The sequence below is a fragment of the Pedobacter psychroterrae genome (genome assembly GCF_004331695.1).
Taxonomy (GTDB): Bacteria; Bacteroidota; Bacteroidia; order Sphingobacteriales; family Sphingobacteriaceae; genus Pedobacter; species Pedobacter psychroterrae.
On record NZ_SJSL01000002.1, the window covers coordinates 858,571 to 873,941 of the forward strand.

At 43.3% G+C, this 15,371-nt stretch carries 14 protein-coding genes; 7 read left to right on the forward strand and 7 right to left on the reverse strand.

The window, feature by feature from the left end:
• Positions 1–5 precede the first annotated feature (5 nt).
• Complete coding sequence (locus tag EZ437_RS12010) at positions 6–1,235, forward strand: serpin family protein (protein ID WP_131596259.1); 1,230 nt, start codon at positions 6–8, stop codon at positions 1,233–1,235.
• Positions 1,236–1,359: 124 nt separating this feature from the next.
• Here the strand turns inward: EZ437_RS12010 and EZ437_RS12015 are convergent, their stop codons facing one another.
• The 4 genes from EZ437_RS12015 to EZ437_RS12030 are packed head-to-tail and all read right to left on the reverse strand — an operon-like array spanning position 1,360 to position 4,995.
• Positions 1,360–2,547: a THUMP-like domain-containing protein gene (locus tag EZ437_RS12015; protein WP_131596260.1), complete on the reverse strand. Its 1,188-nt coding sequence runs from the start codon at positions 2,545–2,547 to the stop codon at positions 1,360–1,362.
• A 2-nt stretch (positions 2,548–2,549) separates the two neighbouring features.
• The gene (locus EZ437_RS12020) at positions 2,550–3,824 is read right to left on the reverse strand and encodes an aspartate kinase (RefSeq protein WP_131596261.1); all 1,275 of its coding nucleotides are present in this window, start codon (positions 3,822–3,824) and stop codon (positions 2,550–2,552) included.
• A gap of 20 nt (positions 3,825–3,844) precedes the next feature.
• Positions 3,845–4,309 (reverse strand): GNAT family N-acetyltransferase, encoded by a 465-nt coding sequence (locus EZ437_RS12025; RefSeq protein WP_131596262.1) that lies wholly within the window; start codon positions 4,307–4,309, stop codon positions 3,845–3,847.
• Positions 4,309–4,995, reverse strand: coding sequence for a YggS family pyridoxal phosphate-dependent enzyme (locus EZ437_RS12030; protein ID WP_131596263.1), 687 nt, complete (start codon positions 4,993–4,995; stop codon positions 4,309–4,311). The genes EZ437_RS12025 and EZ437_RS12030 overlap by 1 nt, the downstream gene beginning before the upstream one ends.
• Positions 4,996–5,064: 69 nt before the next feature.
• Between EZ437_RS12030 and EZ437_RS12035 the strand changes: the two genes are divergently transcribed.
• From EZ437_RS12035 to EZ437_RS12050, 4 genes are read left to right on the forward strand one after another with little or no spacing between them, the layout of a single operon-like run.
• Complete coding sequence (locus EZ437_RS12035) at positions 5,065–5,649, forward strand: DUF4296 domain-containing protein (protein ID WP_131596264.1); 585 nt, start codon at positions 5,065–5,067, stop codon at positions 5,647–5,649.
• A 21-nt stretch (positions 5,650–5,670) separates the two neighbouring features.
• Positions 5,671–8,043: an endonuclease MutS2 gene (locus EZ437_RS12040; protein ID WP_131596265.1), complete on the forward strand. Its 2,373-nt coding sequence runs from the start codon at positions 5,671–5,673 to the stop codon at positions 8,041–8,043.
• Positions 8,044–8,099: 56 nt separating this feature from the next.
• Positions 8,100–8,801, forward strand: coding sequence for a CoA transferase subunit A (locus EZ437_RS12045; RefSeq protein WP_131596266.1), 702 nt, complete (start codon positions 8,100–8,102; stop codon positions 8,799–8,801).
• Between the two features lie 7 nt (positions 8,802–8,808).
• Positions 8,809–9,468 carry a CoA transferase subunit B gene (locus tag EZ437_RS12050; protein WP_131596267.1) on the forward strand — a complete coding sequence of 220 codons (660 nt, stop codon included), beginning with the start codon at positions 8,809–8,811 and terminating at the stop codon, positions 9,466–9,468.
• Here EZ437_RS12050 and EZ437_RS12055 read toward each other — a convergent pair.
• Together EZ437_RS12055 and EZ437_RS12060 are read right to left on the reverse strand one after the other, a co-directional pair.
• Complete coding sequence (locus tag EZ437_RS12055) at positions 9,465–10,109, reverse strand: uridine kinase family protein (protein WP_131596268.1); 645 nt, start codon at positions 10,107–10,109, stop codon at positions 9,465–9,467. The two genes, EZ437_RS12050 and EZ437_RS12055, sit on opposite strands and share 4 nt — an antisense overlap.
• A complete protein-coding gene (locus tag EZ437_RS12060) occupies positions 10,096–11,259 on the reverse strand; it encodes a LysM peptidoglycan-binding domain-containing protein (protein WP_131596269.1) in 1,164 nt (387 codons plus the stop codon). The genes EZ437_RS12055 and EZ437_RS12060 overlap by 14 nt, the downstream gene beginning before the upstream one ends.
• 186 nt (positions 11,260–11,445) lie before the next feature.
• Between EZ437_RS12060 and EZ437_RS12065 the strand changes: the two genes are divergently transcribed.
• The gene (locus tag EZ437_RS12065) at positions 11,446–11,925 is read left to right on the forward strand and encodes a Dps family protein (RefSeq protein ID WP_131596270.1); all 480 of its coding nucleotides are present in this window, start codon (positions 11,446–11,448) and stop codon (positions 11,923–11,925) included.
• 20 nt (positions 11,926–11,945) lie between these two features.
• Entirely contained in the window at positions 11,946–13,775 is a 1,830-nt protein-coding gene (locus tag EZ437_RS12070; protein WP_131596271.1) for a UbiD family decarboxylase, read from the forward strand.
• 91 nt (positions 13,776–13,866) lie between these two features.
• On the opposite strand, the gene EZ437_RS12075 is transcribed toward EZ437_RS12070, so the two are convergent.
• A complete protein-coding gene (locus EZ437_RS12075; protein ID WP_131596272.1) occupies positions 13,867–15,360 on the reverse strand; it encodes an OmpP1/FadL family transporter in 1,494 nt (497 codons plus the stop codon).
• Between the last annotated feature and the right edge of the window lie 11 nt (positions 15,361–15,371).

Consider the following 15,371-nt stretch of genomic DNA (forward strand, 5'->3'; position numbering starts at 1 on the left):
CAAGTATGAAAAAATACCTTATTTTATTTGTTCCAGTTATTCTTTTGGTACTATCCTGCAAAAAGAATCAGGAAAAAGAAAACGGTTACACCGGAAAATCGCTTGTACTAACAGCTAAAGAACAGCAAAAAGCAGATAAAGACAATGAATTTACCTTTAAGCTGCTGAAGGAAGTAGCAGCAGACCTGCCGGGATCAAAGAATATGATGCTATCGCCACTGAGTGTAAGTATGGCAGTGGGTATGACCAGCAATGGAGCCAATGGACAAACCCTGGAAGCCATCAGAAATACCATGCAATTCAGTGATTTTACGGAAGCAGAAGTGAATGCCTATTATCAAAAAATCATCACCGAATTACCGGAATTAGATCCAAAGGCGATATTGAACGTAGCCAATTCCATCTGGTACCGTAATGGATTTGAAGTGTTGCCTGCATTTTTAAAGACCAATAGTGACCATTACAAAGCCGAGGTTCAGGGTCTGGATTTCGCTAGCCCGGGTGCCAAAGACCAGATCAATAACTGGGTAAGCACCAATACCAATGGCAAGATTCCAACAATAATTGATCAGATCAGGGGAGATATGGTCATGTTTCTTATAAATGCCGTGTATTTCAAAAGCAACTGGAGCTCCAAGTTTGATAAGAATAAGACCGCAAAAGGAGACTTTCATTTGACTGTGCAGAACAAGGTACAGGCCGATTTTATGACTGCAATGCTGAAAATCAATAGTTTTATTAATGCTGAAGCTTCGGTAATTGAGCTGCCTTATGGCAATAAAAGGTACAGTATGGTAATTGCTATGCCAACCGGAGCCACAACTGCAGGTACACTGGCAGAGACACTAACTACTCAAAAATGGAACCAGTGGATGTCAGGTTTAAGGGAAGGTCAAAATGATATCAGGGTGCCAAAGTTCAAATTTGAATACGAGATTAAATTAAATGATCCGCTGACTGCCCTTGGTATGGGCAATGCTTTTTCAGATATGGCAGATTTTACCAGGTTGAGGAGCAATGGGAATTTGAAGATTGATGAGGTTAAACACAAAACATTTATTGAAGTAAATGAAGAGGGAACTGAAGCGGCTGCAGCTACTTCAGTAGGGATAGTGGAGACCTCAGCGCCAGCTCCGATCATGATAAACAGACCTTTTATTTTCGCTATACGTGAAATGAAAACAGGGTTGATATTGTTTACGGGGATAGTGAATAATCCCTTACTGGACAAATAAATAAAAATAAATATCGGAAATTGTTTGCTCTCCCGTGTATATGTTATATACCTTTGTACCGAGAGCGTTAATTAATCAGTTAGATGGTTACTTAGAGGGTTGACGAAAGTCAACCCTTTTTGCGTTAATAATGCTGTAAGATCTCTGCCCCAATGATCAGATAACCGTCTTTACTGCTTTGTGTAAAGATTAGAAATAGCTCGTCGTCGGGTTTGATCCTGTACTTTTTCACTAGCTGTTCTGCTTTATCGGGATAGTTTCTGGAAATGACACTGGCTTTAACCTGTTTGGATTTTTTTAATTCGCCTGTGCTGACCAGTTCTTTTATTTTAAATATCCTGCCTGGAAAATGCGGTTTTACCTCATCAGCGTGGTACAGCTGCGTCTGGCCATGCAGTTTTTTTAATCCATACCTGGAGGCAATCAGGTTAAATGCGCCGCTTTTTAACAGTGCTGTGTCAGGTTCGTACAAGAAGCCTGAGGAAGGCGTTGTTTCAAGCTGGACTGCTTCTTCAAGTTCCTCTCCTTTGTAAAAGGAAAATTCTTTTACTGCATCATTTAAGGTCACGGAAACAATTTTTGGTGCAGCTGGGGCATTATTTTCCAATACCCACAACAGCTCTTTACATTCATTCCTGACACTTACTATGTGGATCTCTGTTACGTTTTTTAGTTCTTTTAAACCTGCGGTAATGTCCAGCAAGGGAGCGGTTTTGATAATGACACGCTGAGATTTGGCCAATAGCGGGCCGAGGTTTTCAACCACACTCGGTGTACAGTCTTTCAGCATAAATACCTTTCCGGCAGTGCTTCTCCGTGCGGGATCTATATAGATGGTGCCAAATGTTTCTTTGACTGTACTGAGGTGCGCCAGGCCATCTGATGCGATAAAAAGCATGTTGTTTTGCTGCAGCATGCTGGCATTGTGTGCAGCGATCCCTGAAAGTTCTTCATTGATCTCGCAATGCGTAACCTGTACTACTTTGCGGGCAAAAAAGAGGGAGTCGATGCCGAACCCGCCGGTGAGGTCTATCAGGGTGTCACCTGTAGCAAGACCAGATTTATATAGGGCGGTGGTTTCGGAAGAGCATTGTTCTATAGAGAGCAAGGCAGGATAATAAATACCTTTGCAGGCATAAATGGAAGGCAGTTTGCGTACGGATTTCTTTTTGGCTGCGATCTGCGCTGCGAGTTCCCTGGCTTCAATACCGGGAAAAGGACTTTTGCCCATAGCTATTTTGTGTACATCGCCGGCCAGGTGGCTGTTGATGTATTCCTGTACTTCGCTATCTAAGATCCTTTTGTTGAGCAAATCTATTCAGTAATTATTTTATCCCTCATTACGATCTGGCAGGTAGTCCTGCTTTTTACTTCCAGAATGATGTTTTTATTTACCGTCACCCGGTCTATGGTCTGCTGGTTGTAATATCGGATGGTCACCAGTTCCAGTCCGGTATTGTACTTCACTTTGTAATGTACGGAAAGATCTGCGATCAGTGCGGCTAATTTGGCAGGGTCATGGTCAAAGCTGACAGAAAAGCTGATGGCAGAATTGAGCATGGTATTGATTTTGACCTTGTGCTTGTGAAAGAGGCTGAAAATATCGCTCAGGTTTTCTTCAATAATGAAAGAAAAGTCTTTAGGGAATATGGAGATCAGCGCCTGGTTTACTTTAAAAATAAAGGAGGGGACAGGCAGATGGTTGTCGGCCGAAGTAATGTCTGTACCCTCGGCTACTGGATCTAAAAACGAGCGCACATACAAGGGTATGTTCTTGTTTTGCAGGGGTTTTATTGTTTTGGGATGGATGATGGTAGCCCCATAGTAAGCAAGCTCAATCGCATCGTGGTAGGAGAGGCGGGGTATACGTTCCGTTTCGTCAAACCATTTGGGGTCGGCGTTTAGTACGCCCGGTACATCTTTCCAGATGGTCAGGCTGCTGGCATTTAAGCAGGCGCTAAATATGGCTGCTGAGTAGTCAGAACCATCCCTGCCCAGTGTGGTGGTAAAATTTTCACTGGTACTGCCGATGAAGCCCTGGGTAACGACGATAGTCTGTTCCAGTAAAGGGACTAGTTTTCTGAAGATTTCCTGTTCAGTCTTTTCCCAGTTCACGCGCCCTTCACGGTAGGTGTTGTCTGTATGAATGAAATTTCTTGCATCTGCCCAGGTTACGTTGCAGCCGGTTTTCTTTAGATAAGCCGCTACAATCTTGGTGGAAACGATCTCACCAATGGATACAATCTGATCGTAGATGTAATCAGGTGCATCGTTTGGTTCTTCTTCCAATAGCCATTCTACTTCTACAAAAGAATTGGCGATGTCATTGTAAACCTGGTCATTCTGGTCGCTGAAAAGGTCGGTCAGGATGTTGAAATGGAAGGCCTTTACTTCTTCCAGCAACTGGTTGGTATTGTCCTGCTGCTCCAGGTAAGCATGGGTCAGCTCTTCCAGTTTATTGGTTATTTTGCCCATGGCAGATACGACGATGAGCAGTTCTTTCTGCTCCTGGCTTGCTACGATAGCTGCCAGGTTTATTACTCCAGGTGCATCTTTTACCGACGCTCCTCCAAATTTATATACCTCCATTAAATGCTAATTTCTTCATGCTACTTTAAGATTTGATCTTTGGATAAGGAGGCATTTAGCCATCCTTCTTCCAGATGTGCCTGGTATTTATTGTAAAAATTAAGTGCAGGCTCGTTCCAGTCCAGCACTTGCCATACCATGCCGTTGTAGTTTTTGTCTTTAGCCTCCCGGATCACGGTATCAAAAAGCATTGTTCCAAGGCCATTGCCCCGTTGCACTTCCGTTACGATAAAATCTTCCAGATACAGGCGGCAGCCCTTCCAGGTCGAGTACCTGACATAATAAAGCGCAAAGCCCTCAATTTTGCCAGCTACCTCGGCTACAAAAGCTTTCCATACTTTATCGGGCCCAAAGCCGGCAGCTGCAAATTCCTCCAGCGTAACGGTTACTTCTTCGGGAGCCCGTTCATATACCGCCAGTTCGTTGATCAGTTCCAGTATTCTCGGGCAATCCCGTTCTTCTGCTACTCTTATATTGATGTTCATCAGGCTTTGAAATGTTTAATCACTCTTTTACCAAAAATACTGCTACCGATCCTTACCATGGTGCTTCCGGCTTCTATGGCCAGTCTGTAATCGCCAGACATGCCCATAGATACCTCTTTGAAGGTGTCGTCCTTTCTAAAGAAACTAAGCTTGATGCCATCAAAAAGCACTTTGAGTTCGGTAAACTCATCATTGGTCTGTTTCTCCGTTGCGTTGTTGCTGGCAATACCCATCAGTCCGGTTATGCGGATGTTTTTTAGTGCAGCATATTCTTCAGACCTGAGCAGTTCTATGACTTCGTCAAATCCCAGACCAAATTTGGTATCTTCATCGGCAATATAGATCTGCAGCAGGCAATCTATTACCCTGTTGTGTTTTTTAGCCTGTTTGTTTATTTCTATCAGGAGCTTCAGGCTGTCTACAGATTGGATGCAGCTGATGAAAGGCGCAATGTATTTTACCTTATTGCTCTGCAGATGGCCAATTAAGTGCCATTCAATATCGCCCGGCAACTCCACCTGTTTATCCACCAGTTCCTGTACAATGTTTTCGCCAAATATTCTTTGTCCGGCATTGTACGCTTCCATAATGGCATCGGGCTGCTGGTATTTAGATACTGCGATCAATTGTACCTGTTCGCCATCCAATTCGTTTTTATATTTTAATAAGTTATCCGCTATACTCATTTATCAGTATTTTTGGTAAAATTAACAACCTTAGGCCAATTGTCTAAGAAATAATCATGTTTTAATAGAATGAAGAACTTCATCTACCTAGTTTTTGTTTTTTTACTGGCAGCTTCCTGTAAACCCGGGATACCGAATGACATCATAGAGCCGGATAAAATGGCGCTTGTATTGCATGATATACACCTGGCAGATGCGTATCTGCAGACAATTTATGTTCCAGATTCGGCAAAGAAAACTGCATCAGCCTTTTATGGAGGGATTTATAAGAAGTTTGAGATCGATTCTGCACTGTACCAGAAAAGCCTGGATTATTATTTGATAAACCCGAGGGTGATGAACGGAATCTATGAAAAAGTAACAGCAGAACTAACGAAGGAAAAGACAGTAATTACGCGGATAGATTCCATAGAATATGCTAAGGAATTGAAGATCCGCCAGAAGAAGATGAAGGCAGATTCGGTAAAACGGGCTGATTCTGTGAAGAAGTCCCTGTTGATCAAGAACAAAGATTCGCTTAAGAAAGCGCTTAAAAAATCATTAAAGATTAAGAAGGCAGACTCTCTGAAAAAGGCCAGTGAAGCCAGGAAACTGAGAATAAAAAGACGGACCGAACTGTTGAAGGGTGTCGTTCCGGTAAAGATTAAAAACTAAAATAAGAAAGATTAGTAAAGTATGTTATATCCGGAGAATTGTTTGGAGCGTTTGGGGTTTAATGAGGTAAAACAGCTTATATACAAACATTGTCTGAGCCCGATGGGCCAGCAGATGGTGGGTAAGATGCAGGTGATGAACAAGTTTGATCAGATCAATAAATTTTTGAGGCAGACCTATGAGTTTAAAAGTATCCTGCAAAATCAGGAACCGCTGCAAATCAGTACATTTTTTGACATCAAGAGCCTGGCAGATAAGATCAGGGTGGAAGGTACTTACCTGGTAGAGGAGGAGTTGCACCAGATGTATGCTTCGCTGCTGACGGTATTTGCTGTTTTGCGGTTCTTTGATGAACGTAAAGATGTTTATCCGAACCTGGAGGCGCTGTTTGAGCACCTTCCGGTAGAGAAGAATATTTTGAAACGGATTGAGACGGTGCTGGATCCTAAGGGGAAAATCAAGCCAAATGCTTCTCCCATGCTGCAGCAGATAATTGCTGAAATAGCCAAAGCGGAGCAGGATGTGAGGAAGCGGATGGATTCCATCTATAAGCAGGCAGTCAGCAACAACTGGGTGGCTGATGGCAGCCTGACCATACGTGACGGCAGGATGTGTATTCCTGTTCTGGCCGAAAATAAACGGAAGCTAAAGGGATTTATACATGATGAATCGGCAAGCGGACAGACGGTATACATAGAACCGGAGGAAGTATTTACGCTGAACAATAAGTTGCGGGACCTGGAGTTTGACAAGCGCAGGGAAATCATCAAAATCCTCATAGCACTGACAGATGACCTAAGGCCTTATACGCATTTACTGCTTTCTTATCATGGTTTTCTTACCAAGCTGGATTTTGTGAGGGCAAAAGCGTTGTTTGCGATTGACGTGGAGGCCGATATGCCTGTGCTGATCAAAGAAGCCAAAACGAAGCTGGTCAATGCACGTCATCCCTTGCTGCACCTTTCCTTTAAGGAAGACCGTAAAACAGTAGTGCCTTTAAATATTCATATCAATGAGCATTTGAGGATTGTATTGGTGTCTGGGCCCAATGCAGGTGGGAAATCGGTATGTATGAAGACCGTTGGGTTACTGCAACTAATGGTGCAATCGGGACTGCTAATTCCGGTGCATGAATCGTCTGAGGTTGGTGTTTTTGACCAGATCTTTGCCGATATCGGGGATGATCAGTCGATAGAAAGCGACCTGAGTACTTACAGTGCGCACCTCACGAAGATGCGTTATTTTGTGGCACATGCTACGCCAAAATCGCTGGTGCTGATAGATGAGTTTGGTACAGGTACCGACCCGCAGTTTGGCGGCCCTATGGCCGAAGCAGTACTGGAAGTGCTGAACAATAAAAAGGCAAGGGGCGTAATCACTACCCATTACTCCAATTTGAAGTTGTTTGCAGGCAATACCCCCGGACTGGAAAACGCGTCCATGTTGTTTGATAACGACCGGATGAAGCCCATGTATGTGCTGGAAATAGGCAAACCGGGTAGTTCTTATGCTTTTGAAATAGCACAAAATATTGGCTTGCAGAAAGAAGTGCTGGAATTGGCGCGTTTGAAAACCGGAACCAATCAGAACAGGATAGACAGTTTGCTGGTGGACTTAGAGCGAGAGAAAAAGCAGATTTATGATACGAAAATACACCTGGCCAATCAGCAGAACAAAGTGAAGAACCTGGTGGCAGAGAATGAAAAGCTAAAGCTGTTCCTGGATGAGAACCGAAAGATACTGATCAAGGAGGCCAAGCTGGAGGCACAGGCCATCATTAAGAATGCCAATAAGTTGGTAGAGAATACCATAGCAGAGATTAAAGAAAAGCAAGCAGATAAGGTGGTGACTAAAGAGCTGCGCCAAAACCTGCATAAGCAATTGGTGCAGCACCATGTAAAGGAAGAGAAAAAGCCGGAGCCTGTTTCGGTACTGAATACACCTATTGAGGTGGGCGACTGGGTGCAGCTGAACAATTCGGAGACCACCGGTCAGGTACTGGAGATCAACCGTGATAACCTTGTTTTGGCATTGGGCGACCTGCGCTCTGTATTGAAAAAGAACAGGGTGCATAAGATCTCTAATAAGCAGGCTAAAAAAGCGGTACAGGCCAATTCCTATACAGGAAGTATTTCTGAAGCAATTGGTAGTTTTACCGCCGAACTGGATCTTCGTGGTATGCGCGGCGACAATGCCCTGCATGAAGTAGAGAAGTATTTGGATAAATCTATCATGCTGGGTTTTCCGTTTATTAAGCTCATCCACGGAAAAGGAGATGGGATACTGAGAAAACTGATCAGGGAATACCTTAAAAAATACAGTCAGGTAAACAGGGTAGAGGATGAGCATGCTGATAGAGGAGGCGATGGCATCACCTATGTTTATTTTAATTAGTTTTTATTAGGGTCTAAGCCCATTTATAGTATAATTTAGCCAACAAAACTTTTAGTATGATAAATAAGGTTGTTTCAGGTGCTAAAGAGGCCATAAGAGATATTGAAGACGGGCATACCTTGATGCTGGGCGGATTTGGTCTGTGCGGAATTCCGGAGAATTGTATCAATGCGTTGGTAGAGAAGGATGTAAAGGAGCTGACTTGTATCTCTAACAATGCAGGAGTAGATGATTTTGGGATCGGCCTAATGCTTCATAAGCACCAGGTAAAGAAAATGATCGCTTCGTATGTAGGAGAAAATGCTGAGTTTGAACGTCAGTTGCTGAGTGGTGAACTGGAAGTAGAACTGGTACCGCAGGGAACGCTTGCTACGCGATGTATGGCTGCCGGATACGGAATGCCCGTAATATATACGCCTGCAGGAGTGGGGACTGAAGTAGCAGAAGGTAAAGAAGTCAGGAATTTTAATGGCAAAGATTACCTGATGGAATATGCTTTTGAAGCAGACTTTGCCATTGTAAAAGCCTGGAAAGGCGATACTGCGGGCAACCTGATCTACCGTTCTACCAGCCGTAATTTTAATCCGGTAATGGCCATGGCCGGTAAGGTGACCATTGCTGAAGTGGAGGAACTGGTAGCGGCGGGCCAACTGGATCCCGACCATATCCATACACCAGGGGTATATGTACACCGTATTTTTCAGGGGCAGGATTATGAAAAGAGAATCGAGCAGCGTACTGTAAGGACCAAAAACTAAATTATTTATGCTGGATAAGAATGGAATTGCGAGGCGCATCGCAAAAGAGATAAAAGACGGGTATTATGTAAACCTGGGGATCGGGATACCAACACTGGTGGCCAATTATATACCCGACGGGATCAACATAGTTTTGCAGTCGGAGAACGGACTGTTGGGTATGGGCCCGTTTCCTTATGAAGGCGAGGAAGATGCTGATCTGATCAATGCGGGTAAGCAAACAATCACTACTTTGCCGGGCTCGTCCATATTTGATTCTGCGATGAGCTTTGGGATGATCAGGAGCCAGAAAATAGACCTAACGATATTGGGTGCTATGGAAGTTTCGGAGCATGGTGATATTGCCAACTGGAAGATACCAGGCAAAATGGTAAAAGGAATGGGAGGGGCGATGGATCTGGTAGCTTCTGCAAAGAACATCATAGTGGCCATGCAGCATGTGAACAAGGCAGGTGAGAGTAAGTTGCTGCCGTCCTGTACTCTGCCGCTTACGGGGGTTAGGTGTATCAAAAAGGTGGTGACGGAATTAGCTGTGCTCGATATTTTACCAGAAGGAGGGTTTAAGTTGATAGAACGAGCGCCCGGTGTGAGTGTGGAGTATATCAGACAGTCTACTTTAGGTAAGCTGTATGCTGATGACAATACGCCGGAAATGTCTCTGGATTAATCTCTTTTACAGTATTGTACTTTTAAATCGTCTGAGATCTCCTGGGTGATCTTTATAATGTCATCGGGAGTATCATAGTTGTTGATGATCACTTTATTACATTCGTTTTTGTAGGGCAAAAGGAATTCCTTGTAGGCGGGAACTACGTGGTTGTGCCATTTATATAGTACATCATCTTCCGGATAGCCGCGTTCCATACCATCGCGTTTTATCCTTCGGCGAAGCGCAACATTTTCTTCTGCATCCACAAAAATCTTATGGTCAAGTAATGCAGCAATCTCTTTGAAATGGAGGATGAAGAGTCCTTCGACAATGATGATAGGAGCGGGATTGATTTCCAGTATCTTGACTATGGCAAGTGGGTTATTAAAATTGTATTCCTTCTTATACACCGCCTCACCCTTCACCAGCTGATTGATGTCTCGCAGGAACTGATGGTCATCAATGGTAGATGGCAGATCAAAATTATATAGCTTATTTTCTTCCTGGGTCATTTCCCCTGCGGGGATATAATAATCATCCTGAGATACCAATGTCACCTCATCATTCTTGAAATGGTGGAGGAAACAATTTAAAAAGAAGGTCTTACCTGAGCCGCTACCGCCCGCAATACCAATGATGAAAGGTTTATTTTTGTTCATTCTCCTGTCCGCCGTATGTTATGTTGCAAAAAAACCGTTTGTCCAGCGCACCCAGTGCATCGGCAACCGCTTTTGTCATTACAATGATCACATCTTTTGTAGTTTCATTCTCCGTAAATTTACCAACAACCTTTGCAAAGGTCACTCTGTTGCTCATTGGATTGGTGATTTTTATGATGCCGCCAATTGGAGCTGTGCGGTGCAGCACAAGCATCTTTGTAGGGTCCAGATCAGGATCAGTGATCCAGGTGGCAGTTCCTTTTTCATCAATCTCATTTAAGCCGTATCTGCTGGCAGGCAACCTTAATGCAGGTTTCTTAAGCGTGGAGTCTGTCTTGTCGTCGTCATCTGCCGTGGTTGGCGGTACGTATGCTTGTTTGACAGGATATTGTCCCTTGATCAGTAACTTCTGGCCTACGCGCAGACCGTTGTCTGTAAGGTTGTTTTTGGCCTTCAACTGATCAATGGTCAATTTATAGCGGGTAGCAATGGAATAAATGGTTTCATTGGATGCCACAGTATGTTCCACAAATTCTTCTGACGGCACTGTTGCCGGAGGGGCTGCTATGGTGACAGGTGCAGCAGCAGGTTTGCTGACCTGCTGTATTTGTTTGACGGGTTCTGGTTTTACTGTGGTGGTCACCACAGGTTGGGTTACCGTTTCAACTGGCGTTGTTTCCTCAGCTATATTGTTGGCCGGTATCTTTAGTATTTGACCTATCTGCAGGTTGATAGACCTAAGGTTATTGATCCTTTTTATTTCATTGACTGTGGTGCCGTATTTTTCAGCCAGCATGTTCAGGTTTTCTTTCTTTTGGACAGCATGTTCAATAAGATTGCCTTCCGGGGGTGCTTGTGTGGTTGCTGTACTTGGGGTAGCAGGCGTTTTTTCTGAAAAAGGAAGGTTGGTAGGCACCTTGATAATTACCCCTATTTGCAGGTATTTATTATCATTGAAGGCCATGATGTCTTTCGGTGGGATGTTGTATCTTCTGCCAATAGAATAGTAAGTGTCTTTAGCAACTGTTTGGTGAACGATAACTTTTTTGCCATTGTTATTTTCAATCCCTATAGAATCTCTGGTGTTTGCGTTGGCTATCGTTAGGTTTATTAGTACAGCAAAAAAAGATAAAATATAAAGTTTATACATTAATGTTCTGATAAAATTAATAGGCAATAATACGAATAATATAACGAACCCTTTAAATGATGGTTGTCTTATAAACGCTCAGTACGACCTACTATTGTCTTCAGGGAACATTTTTGAAACCAATTCAATTTAGGGTTGTTGTTATTACATGTGCTTATCAAGGCAACAAAATAAAAAATAAATATCATGGATGCAAAAGAAATAAGTTTAAATGAAAAAGAAGTAAAACCCGTAGTAGATATGCTGAATGAATATCTGGCGAATTACCACATTCATTATCAGAAGTTAAGAGGTTGCCACTGGAATGTAAAAGGCAATAATTTCTTTACTTTACATATCAAATTTGAAGAGTTATATACCAATGCACAGCAAACTATTGATGAAATTGCAGAACGTGTGCTAACACTTGGTAAACCACCACACAGCCGTTTTGCTGATTATATAAAAGAATCTAAAATAAAAGAAATAAATACCATCGGCATGAAAGACATGGATATGGTAGACGCTATTTTGGAAGATATGGCCGTGCTGATCCAGCTGGAGCGTGATGTGATGGAAGAAAGTGACAAAGCGGGGGATGATGGTACCAATGATATGGTCAATAAATTCATGCAGTTTAAAGAAAAAACTACCTGGATGCTGAGATCATTTGCCGGAAAGAAGTAAGCTTGTATCTTTGACCTGTAATGGGATATAAAAGTTTAGCAGAATGCGTTGCAGATCTTGAAAAGCATGGTCACTTGCTTCGTATTAAAGAAGAAGTGGATCCTTATCTCGAAATGGCAGCGATACACCTTCGTGTATATGAGCAAAGAGGACCGGCATTATATTTTGAGAACATAAAAGGCAGTAAGTTCCCGGCAGTTTCCAATCTGTTTGGAACACTGGAGCGATCGAAATTTATGTTTCGGGACAGTCTGCCAAAAGTGGAGCGACTGGTAAACCTTCGTTCAGATCCCGTAAAGGCGTTAAAAAATCCTTTTAAGCTTCCTGCTATCGGATTTACCGCATTGACGGCACTTCCTTTGAAACAAAGCCTTTTTAAGAACACATTTGAGAAAACGACCATTAGCGAGTTGCCGCAAATAGTAAACTGGCCGATGGACGGTGGTCCATTCATCACTATGCCACAGGTTTATACAGAGGATGTGGATAAACCCGGGATACTAAATGCCAATCTGGGTATGTACCGCATCCAACTGGGAGGAAACGATTATATACCTAATAAAGAAATAGGTTTGCATTATCAGATCCACAGAGGGATTGGGGTGCACCAGTCTAAGGCCAATGCAAAAGGGCAACCGCTGAAAGTAAGTATTTTTGTGGGCGGTCCGCCCTCGCACCCACTCGCTGCAGTGATGCCGCTGCCTGAGGGCTTATCAGAGATGACTTTTGCAGGTGCTTTAGGCAACAGAAGGTTCAGGTATTTTTATGATGAAGAGGGCTTCTGCATTTCAGCAGATGCTGATTTTGTGATCACAGGTACTGTCTATCCACAGGAAAATAAGCCTGAAGGGCCTTTTGGGGATCACCTTGGTTATTACAGTCTTACGCATCCTTTTCCTTTGATGAAGGTTCATCAGGTGTATCATAGAAAAGATGCGATCTGGTCGTTTACTGTGGTAGGGAGACCTCCGCAGGAAGATACCAGTTTCGGGGCATTGATCCACGAAATAGCAGGATCGGCACTGCCCAAAGAAATACACGGTTTGAAAGAAGTAAATGCCGTTGACGCTGCTGGCGTGCACCCTTTGCTGTTCGCAATAGGCAGTGAAAGATATACACCTTTTCTGAAAGAACGGAGGCCGCAGGAGATACTGACCATTGCAAACCATATACTTGGGAAAAACCAATTGAGTCTGGCAAAGTATTTATTCATTGCGGCAAGGGAAGATGATGAAAGTTTGGGTACACATGACCTTTCTGCTTTTATGCAGCATGCGCTTTCAAGAATGGATTTTGGCAGAGACCTGCACTTTCATACCCAAACGACCATCGATACGCTTGATTATAGTGGAGATGGCTTGAATAGCGGTTCTAAGGTTGTATTTGCTGCGGCAGGAAATGTAAAACGTTTATTGGCTGAACACCTTCCTGAGGGGCTCACATTATCCTCAGGATTTATAGCCAGGTTAGCCATCCCCGGAGTGCTGACCCTAAGCGGAAACCAATATCAGACCGCCGAAAAAACTCAACAGGAGATTGATCTGCTGAATACAAATTTAAAGGGGCAGGACCTAAGCGGTCTGGCACTGATCGTGCTTTGTGATGATGCGGATTTTACTGCTGAAAACATCAATAACCTGGTTTGGATTACTTTTACGCGAAGTAACCCTGCTATGGACATACATGGTATCGGAGCTTTTATAAAAGACAAGCATTGGGGCTGTAGTGGTCCTATAATTATTGACGCCCGTAAAAAACCACATCATGCGCCAGAATTAATTAAAGATGAGGAAGTGGAACGTAAGATCGGGCGATTTTTTGTTGAGGGAGCGGTATTGCATGCAGGTTGATCAGAAGAAATACATAGTTAATCAATTGACTATAAACAACAAAAGCCGGATCATGTCCGGCTTTTGTTGTTTATAACGAGCATTCAGGTATTTAAAATCTTACACCAAAAGTTAAGAATACATTGTTTCTTATAGTTTTAATATTGGCTACAGGTTCTTCCGGAGCACTTGCAGGTCCCACCTCATAAGGAGATAGATCTGTATTCGTTTCCATGCGCTGGTAGGCAAGATCCAGGTAATAATTGTTGACACGATAACCCAGACCACCAGTATAAAAGTTGGTGTCAAAGTAACCGCTGTCATCATCTTTTATAGCGCTTCCGTTCAATCCATATCCGCCTCTAAGACTAACCTGGCTGTTTACTTTGTATTCTGCACCAAGCCGGTAGTTTACAGCACTTTTGTAACTGTTTCTCACAATGTTGTTTTCTTCCATAATGGTTTCAGGTTCGCTTCCCTGATCGGTTGAAAAACGAATAGAACTGTAGTCGACGAAATCTACATCAGCAGAAATCAGGGCTTTACCTGCTACTACGTAACTGGCCCCAAGGGCACCTTTTAAAGGCGTACGAACCCGGTAATTAAAAATATAATTAACTGGTTGATTGGTATAAGTCCCTGGGTTGCTACCCGTGGTGATCCTCGAATCAACCACGAGCGTAGTATTGTCCTGGATAAACAACCATGAAGGAGATTGCAGGGTGGCGCCAATTCTAAAATTATCAGCAGGGCGGAAAATAACCCCTAAGCGGGCATTATAGCCAGAGCCTGTTGTCTCCTGGCTTTGACGCATGGATAGGCTGTAATCCGAAGCTTCGGTTACATTGTACCCCGACTCCACAAATTCGCTGTCATTGATGTATCTTACGTTGACCAATCCTACACTCGCACCAATATATACCTGATTAGAAATGTTTATTGCTCCTGAAGCGGTCAGTTCGGATGTGGATCCTGATCTGACTTCATTCTTCGCCTGGTCATTATTAACATCTGTTTGAGGAAAGTATCCATCGGCATCATGTCCGATAATGAATCCCTCATAGGCCATCTGTGGCAAGCCTGCTCTTAGCTGGTCTGGTTCAAGTCCAGTGCCGTTAGCCAATTCACTGAAATAGTCAGCAATGGAATTCTTTGGATTTCGGCCTTCGTAGTTAAATTCTGCACCAAAATCATTGTTCCTGTTATAACCAATTCCAAATACCGTACTGATTACCCCTTTTTGGGCATCCTGTCCTTTCATCCTGAAAGTAGGGCTGTAGAATACTACACCAATATTGTTTAAGTTCAGCCGGTCTTTAGTGGATTCTACCTGTGTGTTAAGATAGGTAGATTTTCCCATCATGCTGTTGAATTCAGGTGTTAAGCTAAATTCGGATTTAGTGAAGAGGCCAAGTCCTGCGGGATTACCGCCCAAAGAACTCATGTCGCCGCCAACACCTATTTGTGCACCGCCCATGGCTTTAAATCTTGCCGAACTCCCAAAGTTTGTCTGAGAGAATTTTAGCGCATCCGGGGCGTAGCTTTGGCCATATAATGTGCCTGTAGTAGCAGCAATTGCTACTATCGATAGCATCAGTCTTTTCATTTTAATATGTA

Coding starts and splice junctions, on each gene's coding strand:
- EZ437_RS12020 (WP_131596261.1), bottom strand. CDS start 3,824: ATGGAGGTATATAAATTTGGAGGAGCGTCGGTAAAAGATGCACCTGGA.
- EZ437_RS12040 (WP_131596265.1), top strand. CDS start 5,671: ATGTTATATCCGGAGAATTGTTTGGAGCGTTTGGGGTTTAATGAGGTA.
- EZ437_RS12055 (WP_131596268.1), bottom strand. CDS start 10,109: ATGAACAAAAATAAACCTTTCATCATTGGTATTGCGGGCGGTAGCGGC.
- EZ437_RS12045 (WP_131596266.1), top strand. CDS start 8,100: ATGATAAATAAGGTTGTTTCAGGTGCTAAAGAGGCCATAAGAGATATT.
- EZ437_RS12035 (WP_131596264.1), top strand. CDS start 5,065: ATGAAGAACTTCATCTACCTAGTTTTTGTTTTTTTACTGGCAGCTTCC.
- EZ437_RS12050 (WP_131596267.1), top strand. CDS start 8,809: ATGCTGGATAAGAATGGAATTGCGAGGCGCATCGCAAAAGAGATAAAA.
- EZ437_RS12030 (WP_131596263.1), bottom strand. CDS start 4,995: ATGAGTATAGCGGATAACTTATTAAAATATAAAAACGAATTGGATGGC.
- EZ437_RS12060 (WP_131596269.1), bottom strand. CDS start 11,259: ATGTATAAACTTTATATTTTATCTTTTTTTGCTGTACTAATAAACCTA.
- EZ437_RS12025 (WP_131596262.1), bottom strand. CDS start 4,309: ATGAACATCAATATAAGAGTAGCAGAAGAACGGGATTGCCCGAGAATA.
- EZ437_RS12010 (WP_131596259.1), top strand. CDS start 6: ATGAAAAAATACCTTATTTTATTTGTTCCAGTTATTCTTTTGGTACTA.
- EZ437_RS12075 (WP_131596272.1), bottom strand. CDS start 15,360: ATGAAAAGACTGATGCTATCGATAGTAGCAATTGCTGCTACTACAGGC.
- EZ437_RS12065 (WP_131596270.1), top strand. CDS start 11,446: ATGGATGCAAAAGAAATAAGTTTAAATGAAAAAGAAGTAAAACCCGTA.
- EZ437_RS12070 (WP_131596271.1), top strand. CDS start 11,946: ATGGGATATAAAAGTTTAGCAGAATGCGTTGCAGATCTTGAAAAGCAT.